Origin of the sequence: Algoriphagus boritolerans DSM 17298 = JCM 18970 (assembly GCF_900108085.1) — a bacterium.
Classification (GTDB): Bacteria; Bacteroidota; Bacteroidia; order Cytophagales; family Cyclobacteriaceae; genus Algoriphagus; species Algoriphagus boritolerans.
In genome coordinates this window covers 62,185-82,127 of sequence record NZ_FNVR01000002.1, presented here as the reverse complement: position 1 = coordinate 82,127, position 19,943 = coordinate 62,185, and the positions used below count along the sequence as shown (strand labels likewise).

Sequence of the window (19,943 nt, the reverse complement as noted above, 5' to 3'; positions counted from 1 at the left end):
AATCAAACAGGTCAGGAAACCTGCAAATCGCTGATTTCCAATCCTTCAAATCAATTTGGGATGCTGAGTAAAGCGACCAAAGCCATCATTTCTCCCAAGGAGAAAATTCGCTCGCTGCTGGATTGTGTAAAATCCATTAATGCAGGCAATGGTAAATCCCCATTTTTGCCAATGAGCGGCCAATTGGGTGGATTTGAAAGCCAATTCCCTTCCGAATCCTTCATATGACTTCTGTCTGACACAAAGGAATTCAGGTAATCTCTGGCATCTATTGCTTTGAAACAGGGAGATTGTTCAGGGTTCAAATCTTCTATACCTCCAAAAGTCAGTTCCATATATTCCATCCCTGAGGTGGGCACAGGTAGGGAGGAATCGAAATCATATACCAAGGTAGATCCTTCCTGTGATGCCAATAAGATCACATGGTAATTCCACCAAACGATCTCATGATTGTTGATGGATTTATGAAATCTAAAAGGACAATAACTGGAGCTGTTAGAGACGATGAGCACTTTTTTGGAAAAATCAGCCAAGGCTGGGTTCTTGCACAGGTGCCAGATATTTTCCTCGCAAAAATTTGCGGAATACTTGAATTCTTTAATTTCCATTTCACAGCAAAAGTAGCGCACTTCCCTGGCAAAAAGATTGAATTCCATTTATTTAGTTTTTTCCCTATGAGGTCAAAAATCCATGAACTACTGTATTTATTAAAGAAAAGATTACGAATTTCCACTTCAAATTCAGATCCTCCAAAATTGCCCGATAACCTATGAATCTTGCTATCCTATTATTAATCTCAGCTGTCATACTTTTATTAGCCTACCGATTCTACGGAAATTTTGTTTACAAAAGGTTTGGACTTAACGACACACAAAAAGCGCCTTCACACTTGCTGCGCGATGGTGTCGACTACGAACCGAGCAAACCAATCGTCGTTCTTGGTCATCATTTCGCCTCAATTGCAGGCGCAGGACCGATCGTAGGACCGATTATCGCTGTGACCTTTGGGTGGATTCCAGCGGTAATCTGGATTTTGGTGGGTGGAATTTTCTTTGGTGCGGTACACGACCTGGGCAGCATGGCGGCTTCTTTGCGGACTGACGGGAAATCGATCGGAGTCATCATACGGAATCAGATCGGACCCAGAGGAAAACAGCTTTTCGTGATTTTCAGCTTCTCTACCCTGATTCTGGTCATCGGTGTTTTTGCCGATATTATTGCCAAAACCTTCATCGCTAATCCCGGAGTGGCCTCGGCCTCTATTCTGTTTATTTTTCTGGCGGTCGTATTTGGATATTTTAATCGGTGGGTGGGAAATGGAAAAATTACATTCGTTTTGATCACCGTAATCGGGGTTATTTTGATGTATTATTTTGTATATCTCGGTACTCAAATTCCATTTGCCATGTCTTATAATTTTTGGATTTTAGCCTTATTGGGATACGCTTTTTTGGCTTCAGTTACCCCTGTCAGCTTGCTTTTACAGCCAAGAGACTATCTCAATAGTTATCTGCTTTATGGAATGATGATTGCTGCAGTGGTGGGGGTTTTCATCGCCAATCCTCAGATTGAGATGACTTCCCAAATACAAACCTCAAGCGAAAGTCTGGGTTACATGTTCCCGGTATTGTTTGTCACCATTGCCTGTGGGGCAATCTCAGGTTTTCATTCGCTGGTGGCTTCCGGCACGACCTCCAAGCAGTTGGACAAAATAAGCGATGCCAAAGTCGTGGGATTTGGAGGGATGCTGATCGAATCATTCCTTGCCATCATCTCTGTTGGGGCAGTTGCTGTGCTTTCAAAAGAAGACTATACCAGCAGACTGGAAATAGAAGGACCTGTGGCTCTATTTTCCAATGGGATTGGAGGCATGATCTCTACCTTGGGTATTTCGGAAACATTCGCCGTTGGATTTGTGGCACTGACAGTTTCAGCATTTGCCCTGACTACCTTGGATACCTGTACCCGTCTGGCAAGATTTACCCTACAGGAATACTTTGAGGATATGCCACAGCCTGCAGCTCAGGTCGTTGCCAAAAACCGCTATCTGTCCACTACCGTAGTGGTAATCTTATCCATTTTGCTTTTGGCATCGGGAGAGTTTAACACGTTATGGCCGATCTTTGGCTCAGCAAATCAACTCTTGGCCGCACTGGCTTTATTGACGATTGCAGTTTGGCTGATCCGAAAAAAGATACCCGCTACCTTCGTCACGATACCCATGTTTTTTATGTTCACGGTGACTTTGGCTTCGTTGGGTTTATTTGCCTGGAAGAATTTTCAGGAAAAAGGATATGTCCTCGCTGTCATTGCCGCATTGCTGTTTGTCTTAGCCATTTCCCTGATTTTCCTGGCATTCAAAAGCTTAAAAAATGAGGTCAAAGAGCCTGCCAAAGCCCTTTGACCTCAAAAATCAAAGCGAATTAAATACTTCGGGGATTTTCTTGGGAATCCTCCAAACCAAGCCAAAGTTGATCAGATAATCCGCAAAAGCAGCGTCTCCATGTCTGTAATTGTCCGGCGTGGAATCTGCAATGTCGGTTAGACTACGGGTTCTGTTCCGTACCAAAGCCACCGGTACATTCAGAGTAGCTGTCACATTTCCCAACATATAGCTTACACCAGGCTCCACAGAAATCACATAACCGGGTCGCCTGAATCCACCGCTTTCTCCGATCACATCCCTAATGGGAACTCCCTCAAGACGGCCTCCAAGCGAAAATCCCAATCCATGAATTTGTTTGATGCTATAGAAAAGCCCCGCACGCAGGGCGTATTGATCTGGCACACTCATGATGGCTTCACTTTGGCGGGAGCGAGACGTTCGGGTTCCGTTGGTGTTGCGGGGATTGAAGAGATAAAAGGCATTGTAATACCCAAAAAGGGCAGATTTAAATTGCTTTATGCCTTGTGATTCCAATGTGATTCCAAATCCTCCATCGCCCAATTGGATACTTTGATCGACAGGCCTGATTTCGGAAGTCCCATTAGGCCCTACGTTGTAAAAGGTACTTTGCGCATTATAATTCCCCGTGGGCAACTTGAAACCCAACCCTAAAGCAAGATTTCCTTTGGTAGCCTTTTCGCCGGAAAGGAGCCAATAGCCGGCCCCAATTCTCATATCCGCCAGACCTCCCGAATAAGACAGGTGTCTGGACTGACGCCCATGTTCATAAAGCGAACTCCGCTCATTGTATGCGAAGGGAAGAGATACTGTTCCAAACAGTCGGTCTGTAAATGAGTAGCTGATGTTGAAGTCAACGCCATGTGACCAATTGATCACTTCAGTGCCTTGCTCAACACGCTGAGGCTGCTCCTCTGTACCACTGAAATGTCGGAAAGATCTAAAATACCGGTAATTGGTACTGATGTTCCAGTCCCCTTGAGTCTGAACATTCAGCTGGCCGACTGCGTTGCCAATTCCAGAAAACTGCCTGATGGCAACACAGCCTTGGGCAATGGATTTTTGACTCAGGAGCAATATCCCAAAAATAATTGCTGATAGAAGTATATATCTTTTCATTTTTTTGATTTTTATAATTTTATTAATCTGCCTGATCAAGTTTGGCCTTTGCCACAGAATAGGCAGCGACAGCCTTTCCTTGATTTAAACCCACTTCAGCATCAAATCGGTAGTGAATGCCCCCATAAACCCGAGACATCGCTGCTTCATTGGCCCACTTTCTAAATTGCGAAGCATCAGTAGGGAAGAAATGTGACAGAACTTCGGCTGCAGCAGCAGAGAAAGTGCTGTGCCCTGAAGTATAAGCAGGGAAATTTGGTGTACCCAAAATGGTCTTGAAACCAGGAATAGTCTGAATCGGTCGTGGATAGTGGTAGTAATACTTCGTATCCCAACAACTGATCCCGGCATCCACGATGGCCATATTCATATAAGCAAAAACACGGGCAGTTCGAACCGGACTCAAGCGATACTTTACAGCCGTTTCTTTGGCAAATCTATTCCAATGGCCGGGCGGACTGTAAGTGTTCAATCCATCATTCCAGAAGTTGGCAATTCTACGCTGTTCATAGGTAAGGTTGGCTGCATAGCGCTTCAATTCTTCAGCGTTTTCATTAAACTCTTCCGAACCAGGCGCAGGAGGAACACCCGGGCGAACTTCTTCAACTGTTGGAACATTCCACATTTTCACTTTTCCGAAAAGAGGAGTTAATCCGACTGGCCTTTGGGGAGATTCCATGTTGTCCCATTTCCACCCAAAGCGCTCAAATGCGGCATTTTTGATAGAATCAGAGATGGGTTTTGGCGTTTGGGCATTTCTCATTCCGTCAGTGGAAGCTCTGGCCAAGACAGTTTTTGAAATCGCTGTGCCAATCAGTATTCCTGCCTCCACATCACTGCTAAGGTTGATTCCTGCAATCACCAATGATTCTAAATGCTCATTTGCCAATTTTGCCAGGTATTCTTTTTCCAAAGGAAACATGACGGAAAGGATCTCTCTTGAAGTAATGGCAATTACTGCTCCATCAGATGGATAGGACCTTAGTCCGTTTTCGGAGTAAGCAGAACTGATTTGAGGATCCAGTTTATAGGGAGCTTCACGACCAAATTTCTTCTTATAATGCCAGGCTGTAATCAATCCATCATATTGCGCTACACTGAGGTAAGCAAGCATTCGGCTGATGTAAGGCGGATGGGCAAAAGGGAAGTTGGGGGTGGCTGAAGGATCTGCCGGATTAGGCAGTGTGTAAGTTCCATCGGGATTTGGGCCGGGAATCAAGTTGTATTTCACAGATAATTCCAGCGCTATTTCATTCCAGCGAAGCAGGGAATTGTTGGTCCAATACTTAACTGACTCTCGCTGGGCTGAGGTAGCATTTGCAATTTTGGTTTTCGCATCCTGAAGTTCCTGATTTAGGTCAGGTGAACCTGCTGGAGCCGGATTTGGAATTGATACTTGTTCTGGATTAGTCAGTAGAATTAAATTCCAATTTCCAGCATCTTCATCTAATTCAGCATATTCATATCCTTCATATTCCAATCTGGTAGGCAATTCTTCCATACAGGAACCAGTCAAGACACAAAAGGAAGCAAAAAGGAAAAGATATCGTAGTTGTATTTTCATATTTTTGTCTCTTAGAAGGCTTTAAACTGATAGGTTAATCCCAAGCCGTAGCCGGAAAATTGTCCCATATTTCTACCGGAAAGCATGTGATTGTAATAAGCCAATACTCCTAGTCCTCCGTCTTTTTTAAAATAATACTGAGCAAACCCACCAACTTGGTCAAAATCCACTTTATTGGTTGGCTGTGGGACATTGTAAGACCGGATATCGTCTCCCGAGGTACATCTTATCGTATTGAAGGTAGCTTCGACACGAAGTTTTTTCTGTAGAAACCAAGATCCGATTGCTAGTTGGGCTTGGAGCGCATCGGGCACGTTCATCGTGGAGGTATAGAAGCTTCCATCCTGATAATAATAATCCCGCTCAGCCTCAGTAGCACCCCGATGTAGATATGCCAAAGAACCTCTGACATAAGGACCTTTATCTAATTCATAGTGACCAATACCTCTGATTCCTAATTCATTTGCTCCAAAGCCTAAACTAAAAGGCATGTAGTCAGACAAATAATTTGAGGCGGGTGTACTAAAACTAAGATTGGAGAAAACCATCAATTGGCCTGGGCCTAAAGTTTTGTCTACAAGCTGTGCTTTAAGCGACAGTCCGAAATCCTGGATCCCCTCTACTCCTGTCATTTGTCCTCCGGTGGCGGCGGTCTTTACATAAGGTAAACTGACGATAACATTAATCTTGTCTGTGATCCCGCCAACAACCATCGGCATCAGCATTTTTCTGTTGAATGTTCCGATGTTTCCATTAGTGCGGAGAGCTGTTCCCTCCCAATAGTGATCCCAGTTAGCCTCTTCATAGACTACTGCGAGGCAGATTTCACCTTTAGGCATCATCAACGCATCCATAGGTGTCTGGGCAAAGGATATCTGTACAATTGCCAAGCTTCCAAAAAGGAAGCTCAACAATTTTGAATTCAAGTTCATAAATTTTGATGGTTTGAATAGATGGATAAATGGTGCTGCTCCATGACCTTTCCTTTGACTTATGCAGGTCAAAAGAAAACTTTAAACAGCACTAAAAAGAATCAACAATCACCCTTCATCAATACAACGATATGCATTGGAAGCCATGATGTTGTCCCATTCAGAAAATATCAGGAAACCTGTGGAGGGGGTGAGTCTAGCGTGAAATAAGGACTCATGTAAGCCGAAAAAATAAACCCAATCATATTTTTGACGCTGATTTGTGGCACCAGATCTGTTTGATAAACCTCTGGCTCAAGGTAATCCTTGGCGAAAAGCTTCAACTGCATTTTGCCTTTTTGATCCTGGGGAAGATCGTCATCCGTGAGGGATGAAATCCAACTTTTAACAGTGGATTCCAAAACACTCCTTGCAGTATCAGGGACATACACTACCTGTAGCGTGTCGTTTTGATAGCGTTGTTTGATGGCTCGAAAGTACTTCCCGTCTTTTTCGAATCGGGTATTTGTGAGTTGGAAATCCTCCTGATTGGCCATGTAGGGTGCCGAGAGGGGTATTTCCATCATCCTTTCTTCTAAGGTCCCAACTTGTTCTCCGTATATTTTATCCTTCCAGCTGCTTTCCAATGAATATTGGTAGGAATAATAGAAGGCATAGTAGCCAAAGTGATAGATGGCAAAGCAAAGTAAAAGTGCTATGGCTACGGCTTTTCTCAAGGGTAAAGATTATTCGAACTGAAAATTGATTTAAAATTCCTAGAAAAGAAAGTTTCTTCCTATAAAAAATAAAATTCGAAACTTTATTTGAAAATACTGCCTTAAAAACAAATATTATTTCAAAAAGAAGCGATTAATTTCAAAATTATCAAGAACCCTAAACTAATCAAAAAGGCAGTTCCATAGATCTGAAGTACAGTCAACCGATTGAATCGGTCCAAAAACCACAAAACCAACACCGGTTTAACTAATCCTAAAATCATACTTAGCAAGGAAAGTATGGCAAGACCAACTGTTAAAACCTGAATGGCAATTAGCATAACCTTAAAATAAAAAGGAACGACCTAAGCCGTTCCCTTTTCTATAAATAATTTCAAAACTTTACTTTTTACGTTTGATCTCTTTCAAATCAAATCCTTCAATTGTATCATCGATCTCGATGTTATTGAAGTTTTTGATCGAAATACCGCATTCGTAGCCGGCCTTAACCTCAGCCACATCATCTTTGAATCGCTTCAACTGATCTATTTCACCTTCGTGAATTACGATTCCACCCCGGATGACACGGATCTTATTCTTTCTGGTAATGAATCCGTCGGTCACATAAGAACCTGCCACGGTTCCGACTTTAGTGATTTTGAAGACTTCTCTGACGATAATGTTACCCGTGATGACTTCTTCATATTCCGGCTCAAGCATCCCTTCGATCGCATCTTTGATCTGATTGATCGCATCGTAGATGATGGAATAATGACGGATTTCAATCTCTTCCTGCTCAGCAAGTTTCTTCGCATTGGGAGATGGCCTTACCTGGAAGCCTAGGATAATTGCATCGGATGCCGAGGCAAGCAATACATCGGACTCAGAGATCTGACCTACACCCTGGTGGATGATGGATACTTTCACTTCATCTTTGGATAGCTTCAGCAAAGAATCAGATAGTGCTTCGACCGATCCATCCACGTCACCTTTGAGGATGATATTGAGTTCTTTGAAGCTACCGATTGCCAAACGACGACCGATTTCATCCAGGGTGATATGCTTCTTGGTGCGCAAGTTTTGCTCACGCTGAATCTGCTCTCTGGAGTTGGCGATTTCTCTGGCTTCACGCTCTGTGTCGTACACTTTGATCGTATCACCTGCCTGCGGAGCACCACTGAGGCCCAATACCTGAACAGGTGTAGAAGGTCCTGCTGCTTTCAGCTTTTTGCCTTTGTGGTCAAACATCGCTTTGACACGGCCATAATGCTGGCCGGCAAGCATGATATCACCGATTTTCAAGGTGCCAGCCTGAACCATGACCGTGGCTACATATCCACGACCTTTATCCAAGGAAGCTTCAACGACCGTACCTACGGCATTTTTATTTGGATTTGCTTTGAGCTCAAGAATTTCTGCTTCCAGCAATACTTTTTCCAGGAGCTCCTCAACTCCAAGACCTGTTTTCGCTGAAATATCCTGAGACTGGTATTTTCCGCCCCACTCCTCTACGAGTAGATTCATACCTGCCAACGCTTCTTTTATCTTAGCTGGATTGGCATTTGGTTTATCGACTTTGTTGATTGCAAAAATCATTGGAACTCCACCCATCTGAGCGTGATTAATCGCTTCCTTGGTTTGAGGCATGATGTTGTCATCTGCTGCAATGACGATGATAGCCAAATCCGTAATTTTTGCACCACGGGCTCTCATCGCTGTAAAGGCTTCGTGACCTGGAGTATCCAGGAAGGCGATTTTATGTCCTGTCTTAGTCTTCACCTCGTAAGCTCCGATATGCTGTGTGATTCCTCCGGCCTCTTCCGATGTCACTTTTGCCATACGAATGTAATCGAGCAAGGATGTCTTTCCATGATCGACGTGTCCCATGATGGTAACGATAGGCGCTCGATCAACCAAATCTTCAGCTTCATCGGCAACTTCTTCCACCATTTCATCCTCAATGGATTTTGTGAATTCCACGTCATATCCGAATTCATCGGCGATAATGGTGATCGCTTCGGCATCTAACCGCTGATTGATCGAAACGAACATGCCCAGTGACATACAGGTAGAAATGATCTGATTGACAGATACATCCAAGAGGGCTGCCAAATCGTTGGCCGAGATAAACTCGGTAACTTTTAGGATTTTTGCTTCTTCTCCTTCTACCTCGACCTCTCTATCCCTGGCCACACGCTTATCTCTTCTGGATTTGGATTTACCTGATCCGGGCTTTGTCCCTTGGAGACGGGCAAGCGTCTGTTTGATCTGGTCCTGTATTTCTTTAGGCGTTGGTTCTGCTTTTTGTACCCGTTGTTGGGGAGCACCACCCCGTTGTTGATTTCCACCCGGACGTTGATTGGCCAGTCTTGGAGCGCCGCGTTGATCCTGAGGAGGTCTTGGCCCGCCGGCTTGGCCACCTTGTCCAGGTGTCCCTGGCTTATCTATACGCTTACGGGGTCTTTTTTTGTCTCTGTTTCGCTCATCAGAAGAAGCCACAGGACCACCTTTCTTCTTAGGACGGTCAACTGGCAGCTCAATTTTTCCGAGGACTGTCAAGCCTTTCAAAGAATCTGCTTTTGCAGAAATTAATTCTTCCGTTACTGCTTCCTCCTTTGGAATAACAAAAGGAGCCTTCGGCGCTTCCGGAGCAGGGGCTTGCACATTGGGTTTAGGAGGCTGTTGTACTGGCTTTTGGCCTTGGGGGTTTGGCCTGTTTTGAGGCTGACCGGGTTTGTTTTGCTGTTGACTTGGCCTTTGATCCGGCCTTTGCTTTGGCTGATTAGGATTTTGCTTTCGCTGATCCTGTGGTCGTTCCCCTCTTTGTTGGTATGAGGGCTTAGGAACTGAAGCCGACTTTATTGCCGGTTTCTTATCCAAATCTATTTTTCCCAAAATCTTGATTCCTTCCAACTTTGGAGGATCAGAGGAGACTTTCTCGGGTTCTTGTTCCGGTTCAGGAACTGGTGTGGGAGTAGAAGCCTCAGGTGTCGGGGTTGATGGAATTACGGCAGGCTTTGGTTCTTCCTTATGAACCGGCGCAGGTGTTGGCTCAGGGGCTTTTTCCTGCTTAGGCGCTTCAGGCTCTAGCGAAATAGGCTCATGGCGCTTTCCTATGGATAAGTGGGAAGCTTCCTCTTTGTCGAGGGCAGAGGATTTGAATTCCTTTTCCAACATCGCCACTTGTTCCATGGAGATTTTGGAATTAGGATTATTTTCAACCTCAAAGCCCTTTTTAGCCATAGACTCAACGATGGTTGCCGTTCCCACGTTAAGTTTTCTGGCTATTTGGCCTAAACGCATCATTTTCTCTTCTGACATAAGCAAAAACCGCTTTCGAAATTCTAAATAAAATTAGGTAATCTAGAGGGAGGTCCCTCTGTTATTGTTCAAATTCTTGTCTGAGGATTCTGAAAATCTCGTCGATTGTCTCTTCCTCCAATTCCGTTCTTCGAGTCAGGTCCTCTTTGGTCAAGGCCAACACACTCTTGGCTGTATCCAAACCAGTCTTCTTCAACTCCTCAATGATCCAACCTTCGATTTCGTCAACAAATTCACTCAAATCAACATCTTCATCATCATATTCATTCAGTTCACGGAAAACATCGATCTCATAACCGACCAAACGGCTTGCCAATTTGATGTTGTATCCGCCTTTACCGATGGCAAGGGAAACTTGATCGGGCTTAAGAAAGACTGAAATCCGCTTTCTCTCCTGATCTACTGTAATAGAGGAAACCTTGGCCGGACTAAGTGCTCTGGTGACATAGAGGTCCAAGTTTTCGGTGAAATTAATCACGTCAATATTTTCGTTCTGCAATTCCCGCACTACAGCGTGAATTCTGGACCCTTTCATCCCCACACAGGCTCCCACAGGATCAATCCGATCATCGTAAGACTCTACGGCCACTTTTGCTCTTTCTCCCGGTTCACGGACGATTTTCACGATTGTGATAAGCCCGTCATAAACTTCAGGAACTTCATTCTCAAACAATCGCTCTAAGAAGACCGGAGAAGTTCGGGACAAAATGATCTTTGGGTTACCATTGTTCATGTCTACCCGGTGGACGATTGCCTTTACTGTATCTCCTTTTCTAAATCGGTCTTTAGGGATTTGCTCCCCTTTCGGAAGAATTAACTCATTGCCATCACTGTCGATCAACAGAATCTCCCGACCCAAGATCTGGTACACTTCGGCAGAGACAATCTCCCCAACCTGCTCTTCATATTTAGTGTAAAGAATGTCCTTCTCAAGATCTTTAATTCGCTGAATAAGGGTCTGACGTGCCATTTGAACGGCTCTTCGGCCAAACTCTTCCAACTCGATCTTCTCGTACACTTCTTCACCGATTTCAAAGTCGGGCTCGATTTTCCTTGCTTCAGTAAAGCTGATTTTGTCAAAATCCCAAATGTCCTCGGAGTTATCGTCTACGATTTCCCGAATACGGAAAATTTCAAGATCTCCTTTGTCAGCATTGATCGTGACGTCAAAATTCTCGTCAGTCTCAAATTTTTTACGGATCATGGCTCTGAACACATCTTCCAGAATACGGATCATGGTAGGTCGATCCACATTTTTAGACCTCGCAAACTCTGCGAAAGACTCTATTAAGATTTTGGCATCCATTTGAGTTATTTAAAAGATACTTGTACGATAGATTTTTTGATTTCAGAAAAAGGAAAAACCAGTTCCTCTTCGGTCGCCTTCTTTCCTTTTTCCTTTTTCTTTACCAATAACTTTATTTTTTCTTCATCCAATTCGAGTAATTTACCCACCACATCAGTACCGGTAATAAGCGACAATTTAAGCTCACGGCCGATATTCTTCTGATATTGTCTCATGTTGCTGAGCGGAAAATCAACTCCGGGAGAAGAAACTTCAAGTACGTAGGCGTCTCCGATTATTTCATTTGCTTCCAATTCTTCTGAAACCTTACGACTGACTCTGGCGCATGCCTGAATCGTGACTCCCTGATCAGCATCGATGAGGATCAACACCTTTGTTTTGCCGGAAACTTCCTCCACTTTTAGGTCCACCAAAAAATGGGAATCATCCGGAAGATGCTTTTCTACCAATTCTCTGATCGCTTTACTGAGCTCACTCATAGATTTCAATAATGAAAGAGGGGACTTGTTGTCCCCTCCAGAAACTTTCGAATACGCTGCAAAAGTAATATAAAGAAATCCGAAATGCAAAGCAGGCGCCTTTAATCCAGATTGTACAGCAATTTTTATTGTGCAAATCCCAAAAAAACTTCCGATTGGGCGGGTCAATAAATCATTTACGCTCAGGGAATAAAAAAATCTTCTTTATCTGAGTTTTGTCGATTTAAGATAATAATTTTGCCGACCCACGTTTAAAAACGGTACTCAGGTACTATCTTAAACCAGAAACTCCAAAACAACGCCAATCAATAAGCACAAAATGGGATTATTTGATTTTTTCTCTAGTGATATAGCCATTGATTTGGGTACCGCAAATACCCTTATCATCCATAAAGATAAAATTGTGGTCGACGAACCCTCCATCATCGCCATCGACAAGACCAACAACCGTGTGCTCGCTGTCGGCCGAGAGGCGATGAACATGCACGAAAAGACACACGAAAATATCAAAACAATCCGTCCGCTGAAAGATGGGGTGATTGCTGACTTTTATGCTGCCGAGCAGATGATCCGAGGTTTGATCAAAATGATACCGGGACAGAAAAAGGGATTGTTTCCTCAATCACACCGGATGGTGATCTGCATCCCTTCAGGAATTACCGAAGTGGAGAAGAGAGCAGTCCGTGACTCTGCTGAGCATGCCGGGGCCAAAGAGGTCTACATGATCTACGAACCCATTGCAGCAGCCATTGGTATCGGTATTGATATTGAAAAGCCAATGGGTTCTATGATCGTAGATATCGGGGGTGGTACCACTGAGATTGCTTTGATCGCCTTATCAGGAATTGTAGCCGATCAGTCCATTCGCGTGGCCGGAGATACATTTACCAAAGATATTTTGGACTACATGCGCCGTCAGCACAACTTGCTGATCGGGGAGCGATCTGCCGAAAAGGTGAAAATCGCAATCGGGTCCGCGTTGACAGAATTGGACGATGCGCCCGAGGATTACGAAATCAGAGGTCGTGACTTGATGACCGGTATCCCTAAAGTGATCAAGGTTTCCTATTCTGAGATTGCTTTTGCTTTAGATAAGTCAGTTTCCAAAATTGAAGAGGCAGTCTTGAAAGCCTTGGAAATTGCTCCACCGGAACTTTCTGCGGATATCTATGACAATGGAATTCACCTTACCGGAGGTGGTGCACTTTTGAAAGGGCTCGACAAAAGGCTTCATCAAAAAACCAAACTTCCGATCCACATCGCAGAGGATCCGCTGAGAGCTGTAGTAAGAGGTACAGGCACCGCCCTTAAAAATATTCAAAACTTCCGAACCGTCCTGATGTCTTAAACGCTGAATGCTACGCATCCTACAGTTTCTTTACCGAATACGGGCTTTTATCCTATTCGTTTTTCTTGAAGTTTTGGCAATCTGGATGATTGTCACCAATAATTCTCCACAGGGTGCCGCTTTCTTTAATAGTTCCAATCGCTTGGTGGGCGCTGCCCTTGAAAAGCAGGCGAATGTGGTGCAGTTTTTCTCTTTGGCTGAAGCAAATGAGGCACTCACTGCCGAAAACGCTGAGATTCTCCAACGGTTAAGCTTCCTTCAGGTTAAGCCGGACAGCATGGGTATCGAGCTCGATTCTGCATTGGCGGCAACTTACCAGTTTAAAGGAGGGAGGGTGATAGGCAGCTCATTGCGATTTTCACAAAACTACCTGACTATTAATAAAGGTGCCAAAGACGGCATCAAACCTGGAATGGGAATATTTAACCCACAGGGAGTAGTTGGCCGGGTAAAATCAGTTTCGGAAAATTACGCTGTGGCATTTTCCTTGCTCAACACTGACCTGTTGGTCTCTTCAAAAATTAAATCGACTGACGTTTTTGGATCAGTGCAATGGGACGGGGAAAGTTCCACAGAGGCAAAACTGCTTTTTGTACCCCGACATGTCAAAGCACAGGAAGGAGACACTATTGTGACCTCCGGATTTAATGCGGTTTTTCCGGAGGGGATCCTGATTGGGATTATTTCCAAAATTTCCCCGGATGAAAAAGACCCAAATTACCTGGATCTCACAGTAAAACTCAGTACGGATTTTAGCAAAGTCAATTATGTCTATCTCGTAGAAAACACCCTTTTCAACGAACTGGACTCGCTCTATCGCCAATCAGAGATAAGCAATGAATATTAGAAATCTGTTTTCTTTCGTTCTTTTGATCATTTTTTTGGGGGTGATTCAGATTCTGTTTTTAAAGAATCTGGCACTATTCGGAGTTGCCTTTGTCTTTATTTATCTGTTGGGGATCCTGTTGTTGCCTATTTCTGTGAAAACTTCCCCGCTTCTTTTCCTTGCCTTTTTTCTAGGTCTGATGATTGATGTATTCTACGAGACTATTGGAATGCATGCAGCAGCAGCCACTTGTTTGGCTTTTTTCAGATCACTGTGGCTACGGGTCATTAGTCCCACGGGAGGCTATGTGGACACGGAGGAGCCATCCTTGAATGAGATGGGATTGGTATGGTTTTTAACCTATTCATTCCCTTTGATTTTCGTTTATTCTTTGGTGTTTTTTATAGCGGATCAGTGGGGTACCAGTGGGTTTTTAGGCGTACTAAACAAAAGCTTTTTTTCCTCAATTTTGACTTGCCTTTTGGCTATACTTGTACAACTCCTATTCTTTAAACGCAGAAGAGGAATCTAATGAAATATCCAAGAGAAAATGTTTCAGACACAAAGGGATGATAATCTGATGCATTCTCTGTCTGTCGACAGACAGGCATGTGACCTTTAAGAAACAATTATAACTACATGAAAGACCAACGGCCCATAGTCATTCTCATCTTCATATTTCTGGTGAGTATTGTCTTGCTTATCCGGCTTTTCATGATTCAGGTGGTAGACGACAGTTTCATGAAGCGTGCTGAAAGCAATGCGATCCAGCGAATCGTGGATCACCCTTATCGTGGGTTGGTCTATGACCGAAATGGAAAGCTTTTGGTATTCAACAATCCGATATTTGATGTCATGGTGGTACCGAAGGAGTTCAAAGTAGGCGACACGACACGATTCTGTGAGCTTTTCAAAATCTCCAAGGAACAGCTCATCGAATCCTATACTGCTGCGCGAAAGTATTCTTCTGTCAAACCCTCCACATTTATCAAGCAAATCTCTACAAAAGACTTTGCCAGAATCCAGGATTTTTTGGTGGACTATCCCGGACTCTTCATCATGACACGATCGGTCCGATCCTATCCCAACTCCACTGCGGGTCATGCCTTAGGATATATCGGTGAAATCAGCTCTGCCCAGCTTGAGCGAGACTCCTCAAGATACTATTCTCAAGGCGATTATGTGGGATTGAGTGGTATGGAGCGTTATTATGAAAATGAGCTTCGGGGTAAAAAAGGGGTGAAATACAAAATGGTCAATGTACGGGGAATCGACAAAGGTCCGTTCAAAGAGGGAGAATACGATACGGCATCCGTGGCCGGGAAAAACATCACCTCCACCATCGACATGGACCTTCAGCTATATGGTGAAATGCTAATGGCAGGAAAAACCGGATCAGTAGTGGCTATCGAGCCCAGTACGGGTGAAATTTTAGCCATGATCTCAGCTCCCTTTTACGATCCTAATGTCCTCACCGGAGCGGAGTTTAGTAAGAATTATGGACTCTTAACCAAGGATTTGGAGAAGCCACTTTTCAACCGACCAGTCATGGCCATGTATCCTCCGGGCTCAATTTTCAAAATCGTTCAGAGTTTAATCGGGCTCCAAAAAGGGATTTTGACACCAAATTCAACCTTCGCCTGCAATAGATCCCTGGTAGCTTGCCACAATCATCCCAGTCCTTCCAACCTGTTCGGCGCGATACGGAATTCCTGCAACCCCTACTACCATCAAGCATTTCGCCAAATTATCAACCGGGAGGTTTCAAGCAACACCTTCACAGACACAAAAATCGGACTCGATGAATGGAGAAAAAGTGTACTCAAGTTTGGGCTTGGCACTCCCCTTGGCATTGATATGTTTGGAGAAAGAGGGGGCGATATTCCTTCAAGTAAGCTTTATGACCGGATTTATGGAGCGGGTAGATGGAAATATTCCACTATCTATTCACTATCAATCGGACAGGGCGAACTTCAGGTTACTCCAATTCAGATGGCCAACTTGGTTTCCATTTTTGCAAATAAGGGATATTATTACACCCCGCACCTGATTAAGGAAATCGACGGGGATCCTACTCAAATTCCGTCAAAATATCAGATCAAACATGAGGTTGGAATCGATGCCCATCATTTTGACTTAATCCACGATGCCATGGCCGAGGCAATTTACGGTACAGCAGCAAGAGCTGTAATCAAGGATATTGTGATAGCCGGCAAGACAGGTACTGCACAAAACCCACACGGCGAAGATCACTCGGTGTTCTTTGCTTTTGCGCCCAAAGACAATCCGAAAATTGCGATTGCCGTCTATGTGGAAAATGCAGGTTGGGGAGGAAGAGCTGCTGCCAGCACGGCTTCCTTAATGATTGAAAAATATCTGAGAGGGGAAATTACCCGCCCTGCTCTTCAGGAATATGTTTTAGCCGGAAATTTTATTTACTAATGCGGGAAGCTGATATACAAATCAATCGGGTTGACTGGATCGCCGTATCGATTTATTTCGCCTTGGTCATTATTGGCTGGTTCAACATCTACGCCGCTGTCTATGATAGCCAAGTCGAAAAAAGCATTTTTGATTTATCTATAAACTCTGGAATCCAGTTAGTTTGGATTGGAACAGCCCTTGTGCTAATTACCATTATAATGGTTGCCGATTCCAGATTTTTCGAGAATCTCTCCTTGGTGATTTACCTGGTATTTTTGGTGCTTTTGGTTCTTACTCCATTTGTGGGTAAAGAAGTCAATGGACAAATACTCTCCATAGGCTTTGGAAACTTTCGTATTCAGCCCGGTGAATTTGCCAAGTTTGCCACCGCACTGGCATTGGCAAAAGTCATGGAGCGGCCGACTTTTGACTTGAGCAAAAAGAATTACCAGCTGATCGCTTTCGGAGTTTTGTTGCTTCCGATGGTACTGATTATCCTCCAGCCAGATACCGGAACGGCCATGGTCTATTTTGCCTTTTTTTTGATGTTTTACAGGGAGGGTCTTCCCTCCTACTATTTCATCTTTGGTTTTGGATTTGTGGCCGTTACACTCCTGGCACTAGGCGTGGCGAACAACTTATTCCTAGTGGCCGGAATTGTGGGGATTGTTCTGATATTGATCTTTTTGGGAAAAAGAACCTGGCAACGGATCGTTGCTTTTTCATTGATCGGGTTAGGAGTGATCGTCTATATCTACTCCATTGATTTTGTTGTTTCGAAACTTCCTCCCCATCAGCAAAACCGAATCATGGTGCTCTTTAACCCCAATTTGGATCCACTTGGAGTCGGTTGGAATGTGACCCAATCCAAAATTGCCATTGGTTCAGGAGGGCTATTCGGAAAAGGTTATCTGGAAGGAACACAAACCAAATTTGACTTTGTGCCGGAACAGCATACCGACTTTATCTTTTGTACGCTAGGAGAGGAATTTGGGTGGATGGGAAGTTTGGTCGTTATTTCACTTTTTGTGGGCCTGCTTTATCGACTAGTCATCATGGCCGAACGGCAGAAAACCAGGTTTACCCGAATCTATGGTTATTGCGTGGTATCTATTCTGCTTTTCCACTTCATGATAAACATTGCGATGACCATCGGATTATTTCCTGTAGTGGGGATTCCGTTGCCGTTTTTCAGCTATGGAGGATCTTCGCTATGGTCCTTTACTGTGCTCCTGTTCATTTTCATTAAAATGGATTCCTCAAGGGCGACGCAGTTGGGAAGGTTGGGGTGAAACAGTAGGCAGTTTTCAGTTATCAGTCGGAATTTTCAGTTCGCAGTTTTTAATACCACATAGTCATATAGAAAACATAGCAAGAGATCTTTGCGGATTGGGAAGTTATGTGGTAAAAAAAAGCAAAACGACTTTTAACCCCTCCTTCCCATTTTAATCCGAATATTTCCTGTAGACCAACTGCATAAACTCCCGAACTGGTTCAGAGTCCGTTTCCCAGCCCAACTCCGATACAAACCGCGTATTGATCAATTCAACCGCAGAATCGAAATTACCTGCCTCATCGATCGATTTGAGCGCATGGCGCAGCAAGTCTGCATTTCCGTCGAACAACACTTTGGTAAACATAAACCGCTGATTCAGCGCAAGACTCTCAGAAAGGTCACCCACTATGCCCTTCATCCCACGATAGGATTCGGTTGCAAAATGTGCCTTCAACTTGGACGCATTCAGCCGGTTCCCCTCGCTGGATACCGAAACTTTCTCGACTGTGACATAGTTTGAATCTACTTTTTCTTCCTTCGGAGCAGAAGCTGTCGGAGTGACTTTCCGGACCGGAGTTTCCATTTCTACAGAATCAAAAAACGATCCATCCGCAGCCTCCACATTTACTACAGGTTCATTTTCCGAAATAAACTCAGCCTCGTCCACACCCAAATACAAGTCTGAATCGAAAGCCATGACATCGCCCAAAGTTGCAAGCAATAAATTGACTGACTCCAGTGAGTCTTTGACTACTTGGTAGTTGGCCGCGATCGCCCTCAGATAGGAGTCCGGATCATGTCCAAAACCTGTTTTGTCAATCAGAAATGAGACCACTTTATCATGCCACTTGTAGTATTTTTTATTCTCCCGGAGGTAATCATTGATTTTGCCCTGAGGTGCTTTGCCGATTTCCTTTTGATAAAAGGACACCGGATCAGTGGCTACCTGGATTGCCTGAGCGACTGCTGATTTGATCAAGGGTTCCAGATTTGACCGCTCTACTTTGATTCGGCGGGAAAGCACATTCATGAATTGTGTCAGCGCATCATGCACCGCTATATCTCTGTAATCGAAGTAGGGGCTGCTTTTCAGCTTGGCCAATTCTTCCTGCCAAAGCTCAAACAGGCGCTTGATGATAAAAAAATTGACCTGAGTACTACTCGTCAACTGAATGATATCCTGACCTGTAATAAATTGCCTGTCGGTGAAAAACTTCTCACAAACCCGGCGCGCATAGTCCTCTGAATATTTTTCTAAATAATTGGTGTTAATTTGAACTGTCATGAGTGGGTCTTGTTTTCAAAAGCAAACGAAGAAATGCCCCGAATAGTCATTCAAAACCTGGGAAATCTTAGAATTGATTCGGAACACCCTGATCGTAAAGTTATCGAAATTATTCATCAAAACGGTACGGACTGGATGCATGCCTGTGGAAAAAAGGGGCGCTGCACTACCTGTAAAATGATTGTGGTGGAAGGAATGGAGAACTTGAGTCCGGAGACTGACCGGGAGGTTTTTTACCGAAATCAAAACCGCCTGAAACCCAATGAGCGACTCTGTTGCCAAAGTTTGCTTCTGAAAGATGAGCTGGTCATTCGTGTTGCCGAGGTCAACAAATTTCCGCATTTAGATTATACTGAGTAAGCATGTTTATAGAACCCTCCCTGAACAGCCGCAGACAATCTGATCGAAAAGGTCAGATTGAAGTCATTTGCGGCTCGATGTTTTCCGGGAAAACAGAAGAATTGATCCGAAGGCTGAATCGTGCCAGACTGGCCAAGTTGAAGGTGGAAATCTTCAAACCTTCCGTGGACAAGCGCTACCATGAGCAAGATATCGTATCCCATAATGAGAACAGCATTCGTTCTACACCGGTTAATTTTGCAGGTGACATTCTTTTGCTCTCGGGAGACTGCGACGTGGTGGGGATCGACGAGGCACAGTTTTTCGATGAAGAAATAGTTCGAGTAGTTCAGTTACTGGCAAATAAAGGCAAGCGGGTAATTATGGCAGGACTGGATATGGACTTTGAGGGAAAGCCCTTTGAACCGATGCCCCGACTGATGGCTATCGCAGAGTATGTCACCAAAGTCCATGCGATCTGTATGAAATGCGGTGACTTGGCTGCGTTTTCGCTGAGGCTCTCTGAAGCTAAGGAAAAGGTGGTCTTGGGGGAAAAAGAAAGCTATGAAGCCCGGTGCCGCAGGTGTTTTTTCGAGGACAAGAAATAGACGTCATTGCGAAGGGC

17 protein-coding genes are annotated in these 19,943 nt (G+C 44.2%); 8 read left to right on the top strand and 9 right to left on the bottom strand.

Annotation, left to right across the window (positions count from 1 at the left end; translation table 11 throughout):
• Nucleotides 1-50 precede the first annotated feature (50 nt).
• The gene (locus tag C4S61_RS02415; RefSeq protein ID WP_103923211.1) at nt 51-656 is read right to left on the bottom strand and encodes a protein N-terminal glutamine amidohydrolase; all 606 of its coding nucleotides are present in this window, start codon (nt 654-656) and stop codon (nt 51-53) included.
• A 113-nt stretch (nt 657-769) separates the two neighbouring features.
• Here C4S61_RS02415 and C4S61_RS02410 point away from each other — a divergent pair, with 113 nt between their 5' ends.
• Nucleotides 770-2,404 (top strand): carbon starvation CstA family protein, encoded by a 1,635-nt coding sequence (locus C4S61_RS02410; protein ID WP_103923210.1) that lies wholly within the window; start codon nt 770-772, stop codon nt 2,402-2,404.
• A 9-nt stretch (nt 2,405-2,413) separates the two neighbouring features.
• Here the strand turns inward: C4S61_RS02410 and C4S61_RS02405 are convergent, their stop codons facing one another.
• The 7 genes from C4S61_RS02405 to C4S61_RS02370 form a co-directional block, all read right to left on the bottom strand.
• Nucleotides 2,414-3,523: a hypothetical protein gene (locus C4S61_RS02405; RefSeq protein ID WP_103923209.1), complete on the bottom strand. Its 1,110-nt coding sequence runs from the start codon at nt 3,521-3,523 to the stop codon at nt 2,414-2,416.
• Between the two features lie 22 nt (nt 3,524-3,545).
• On the bottom strand, nt 3,546-5,087 hold the full coding sequence (locus tag C4S61_RS02400; RefSeq protein WP_103923208.1) for a phosphatase PAP2 family protein: 1,542 nt from the start codon (nt 5,085-5,087) through the stop codon (nt 3,546-3,548).
• 11 nt (nt 5,088-5,098) lie between these two features.
• Complete coding sequence (locus C4S61_RS02395; protein WP_103923207.1) at nt 5,099-6,019, bottom strand: transporter; 921 nt, start codon at nt 6,017-6,019, stop codon at nt 5,099-5,101.
• A gap of 170 nt (nt 6,020-6,189) precedes the next feature.
• Nucleotides 6,190-6,735, bottom strand: coding sequence for a hypothetical protein (locus C4S61_RS02390; RefSeq protein ID WP_103923206.1), 546 nt, complete (start codon nt 6,733-6,735; stop codon nt 6,190-6,192).
• Nucleotides 6,736-7,116: 381 nt separating this feature from the next.
• Entirely contained in the window at nt 7,117-10,035 is a 2,919-nt protein-coding gene (infB, locus tag C4S61_RS02380; protein WP_103923204.1) for a translation initiation factor IF-2, read from the bottom strand.
• Nucleotides 10,036-10,096: 61 nt separating this feature from the next.
• On the bottom strand, nt 10,097-11,341 hold the full coding sequence (gene nusA / locus C4S61_RS02375) for a transcription termination factor NusA (RefSeq protein ID WP_103923203.1): 1,245 nt from the start codon (nt 11,339-11,341) through the stop codon (nt 10,097-10,099).
• A gap of 5 nt (nt 11,342-11,346) precedes the next feature.
• Nucleotides 11,347-11,820 (bottom strand): ribosome maturation factor RimP, encoded by a 474-nt coding sequence (locus C4S61_RS02370; protein WP_103923442.1) that lies wholly within the window; start codon nt 11,818-11,820, stop codon nt 11,347-11,349.
• Nucleotides 11,821-12,139: 319 nt separating this feature from the next.
• On the opposite strand from C4S61_RS02370, the gene C4S61_RS02365 reads away from it, so the two are divergent.
• The 5 genes from C4S61_RS02365 to rodA all read left to right on the top strand — a co-directional run bounded on the left by C4S61_RS02365 (nt 12,140) and on the right by rodA (nt 17,710).
• A complete protein-coding gene (locus tag C4S61_RS02365) occupies nt 12,140-13,168 on the top strand; it encodes a rod shape-determining protein (protein WP_103923202.1) in 1,029 nt (342 codons plus the stop codon).
• Between the two features lie 7 nt (nt 13,169-13,175).
• Nucleotides 13,176-14,015, top strand: coding sequence for a rod shape-determining protein MreC (gene mreC, locus C4S61_RS02360; RefSeq protein ID WP_103923201.1), 840 nt, complete (start codon nt 13,176-13,178; stop codon nt 14,013-14,015).
• Nucleotides 14,005-14,526 carry a rod shape-determining protein MreD gene (locus tag C4S61_RS02355; RefSeq protein ID WP_103923200.1) on the top strand — a complete coding sequence of 174 codons (522 nt, stop codon included), beginning with the start codon at nt 14,005-14,007 and terminating at the stop codon, nt 14,524-14,526. Before mreC ends, C4S61_RS02355 begins: the two co-directional genes overlap by 11 nt.
• A 107-nt stretch (nt 14,527-14,633) precedes the next feature.
• Nucleotides 14,634-16,436: a penicillin-binding protein 2 gene (gene mrdA / locus C4S61_RS02350; RefSeq protein WP_103923199.1), complete on the top strand. Its 1,803-nt coding sequence runs from the start codon at nt 14,634-14,636 to the stop codon at nt 16,434-16,436.
• A complete protein-coding gene (gene rodA / locus C4S61_RS02345; protein WP_103923198.1) occupies nt 16,436-17,710 on the top strand; it encodes a rod shape-determining protein RodA in 1,275 nt (424 codons plus the stop codon). Before mrdA ends, rodA begins: the two co-directional genes overlap by 1 nt.
• Before the next feature lie 153 nt (nt 17,711-17,863).
• Here rodA and C4S61_RS02340 read toward each other — a convergent pair whose 3' ends face one another.
• A complete protein-coding gene (locus C4S61_RS02340; protein WP_103923197.1) occupies nt 17,864-18,979 on the bottom strand; it encodes a hypothetical protein in 1,116 nt (371 codons plus the stop codon).
• 33 nt (nt 18,980-19,012) lie between these two features.
• Here C4S61_RS02340 and C4S61_RS02335 point away from each other — a divergent pair, with 33 nt between their 5' ends.
• The gene (locus C4S61_RS02335; protein WP_103923196.1) at nt 19,013-19,339 is read left to right on the top strand and encodes a 2Fe-2S iron-sulfur cluster-binding protein; all 327 of its coding nucleotides are present in this window, start codon (nt 19,013-19,015) and stop codon (nt 19,337-19,339) included.
• Between the two features lie 2 nt (nt 19,340-19,341).
• Nucleotides 19,342-19,926 (top strand): thymidine kinase, encoded by a 585-nt coding sequence (locus tag C4S61_RS02330; RefSeq protein ID WP_103923195.1) that lies wholly within the window; start codon nt 19,342-19,344, stop codon nt 19,924-19,926.
• Nucleotides 19,927-19,943 lie beyond the last annotated feature (17 nt).

Bases quoted from the DNA above. Each gene is read 5' to 3' on its own strand.
- C4S61_RS02415 (WP_103923211.1), bottom strand. From the start codon at position 656: ATGGAATTCAATCTTTTTGCCAGGGAAGTGCGCTACTTTTGCTGTGAA.
- C4S61_RS02410 (WP_103923210.1), top strand. From the start codon at position 770: ATGAATCTTGCTATCCTATTATTAATCTCAGCTGTCATACTTTTATTA.
- C4S61_RS02405 (WP_103923209.1), bottom strand. From the start codon at position 3,523: ATGAAAAGATATATACTTCTATCAGCAATTATTTTTGGGATATTGCTC.
- C4S61_RS02400 (WP_103923208.1), bottom strand. From the start codon at position 5,087: ATGAAAATACAACTACGATATCTTTTCCTTTTTGCTTCCTTTTGTGTC.
- C4S61_RS02395 (WP_103923207.1), bottom strand. From the start codon at position 6,019: ATGAACTTGAATTCAAAATTGTTGAGCTTCCTTTTTGGAAGCTTGGCA.
- infB (WP_103923204.1), bottom strand. From the start codon at position 10,035: ATGTCAGAAGAGAAAATGATGCGTTTAGGCCAAATAGCCAGAAAACTT.
- nusA (WP_103923203.1), bottom strand. From the start codon at position 11,341: ATGGATGCCAAAATCTTAATAGAGTCTTTCGCAGAGTTTGCGAGGTCT.
- C4S61_RS02370 (WP_103923442.1), bottom strand. From the start codon at position 11,820: ATGAGTGAGCTCAGTAAAGCGATCAGAGAATTGGTAGAAAAGCATCTT.
- C4S61_RS02365 (WP_103923202.1), top strand. From the start codon at position 12,140: ATGGGATTATTTGATTTTTTCTCTAGTGATATAGCCATTGATTTGGGT.
- mreC (WP_103923201.1), top strand. From the start codon at position 13,176: ATGCTACGCATCCTACAGTTTCTTTACCGAATACGGGCTTTTATCCTA.
- C4S61_RS02355 (WP_103923200.1), top strand. From the start codon at position 14,005: ATGAATATTAGAAATCTGTTTTCTTTCGTTCTTTTGATCATTTTTTTG.
- mrdA (WP_103923199.1), top strand. From the start codon at position 14,634: ATGAAAGACCAACGGCCCATAGTCATTCTCATCTTCATATTTCTGGTG.
- rodA (WP_103923198.1), top strand. From the start codon at position 16,436: ATGCGGGAAGCTGATATACAAATCAATCGGGTTGACTGGATCGCCGTA.
- C4S61_RS02340 (WP_103923197.1), bottom strand. From the start codon at position 18,979: ATGACAGTTCAAATTAACACCAATTATTTAGAAAAATATTCAGAGGAC.
- C4S61_RS02335 (WP_103923196.1), top strand. From the start codon at position 19,013: ATGCCCCGAATAGTCATTCAAAACCTGGGAAATCTTAGAATTGATTCG.
- C4S61_RS02330 (WP_103923195.1), top strand. From the start codon at position 19,342: ATGTTTATAGAACCCTCCCTGAACAGCCGCAGACAATCTGATCGAAAA.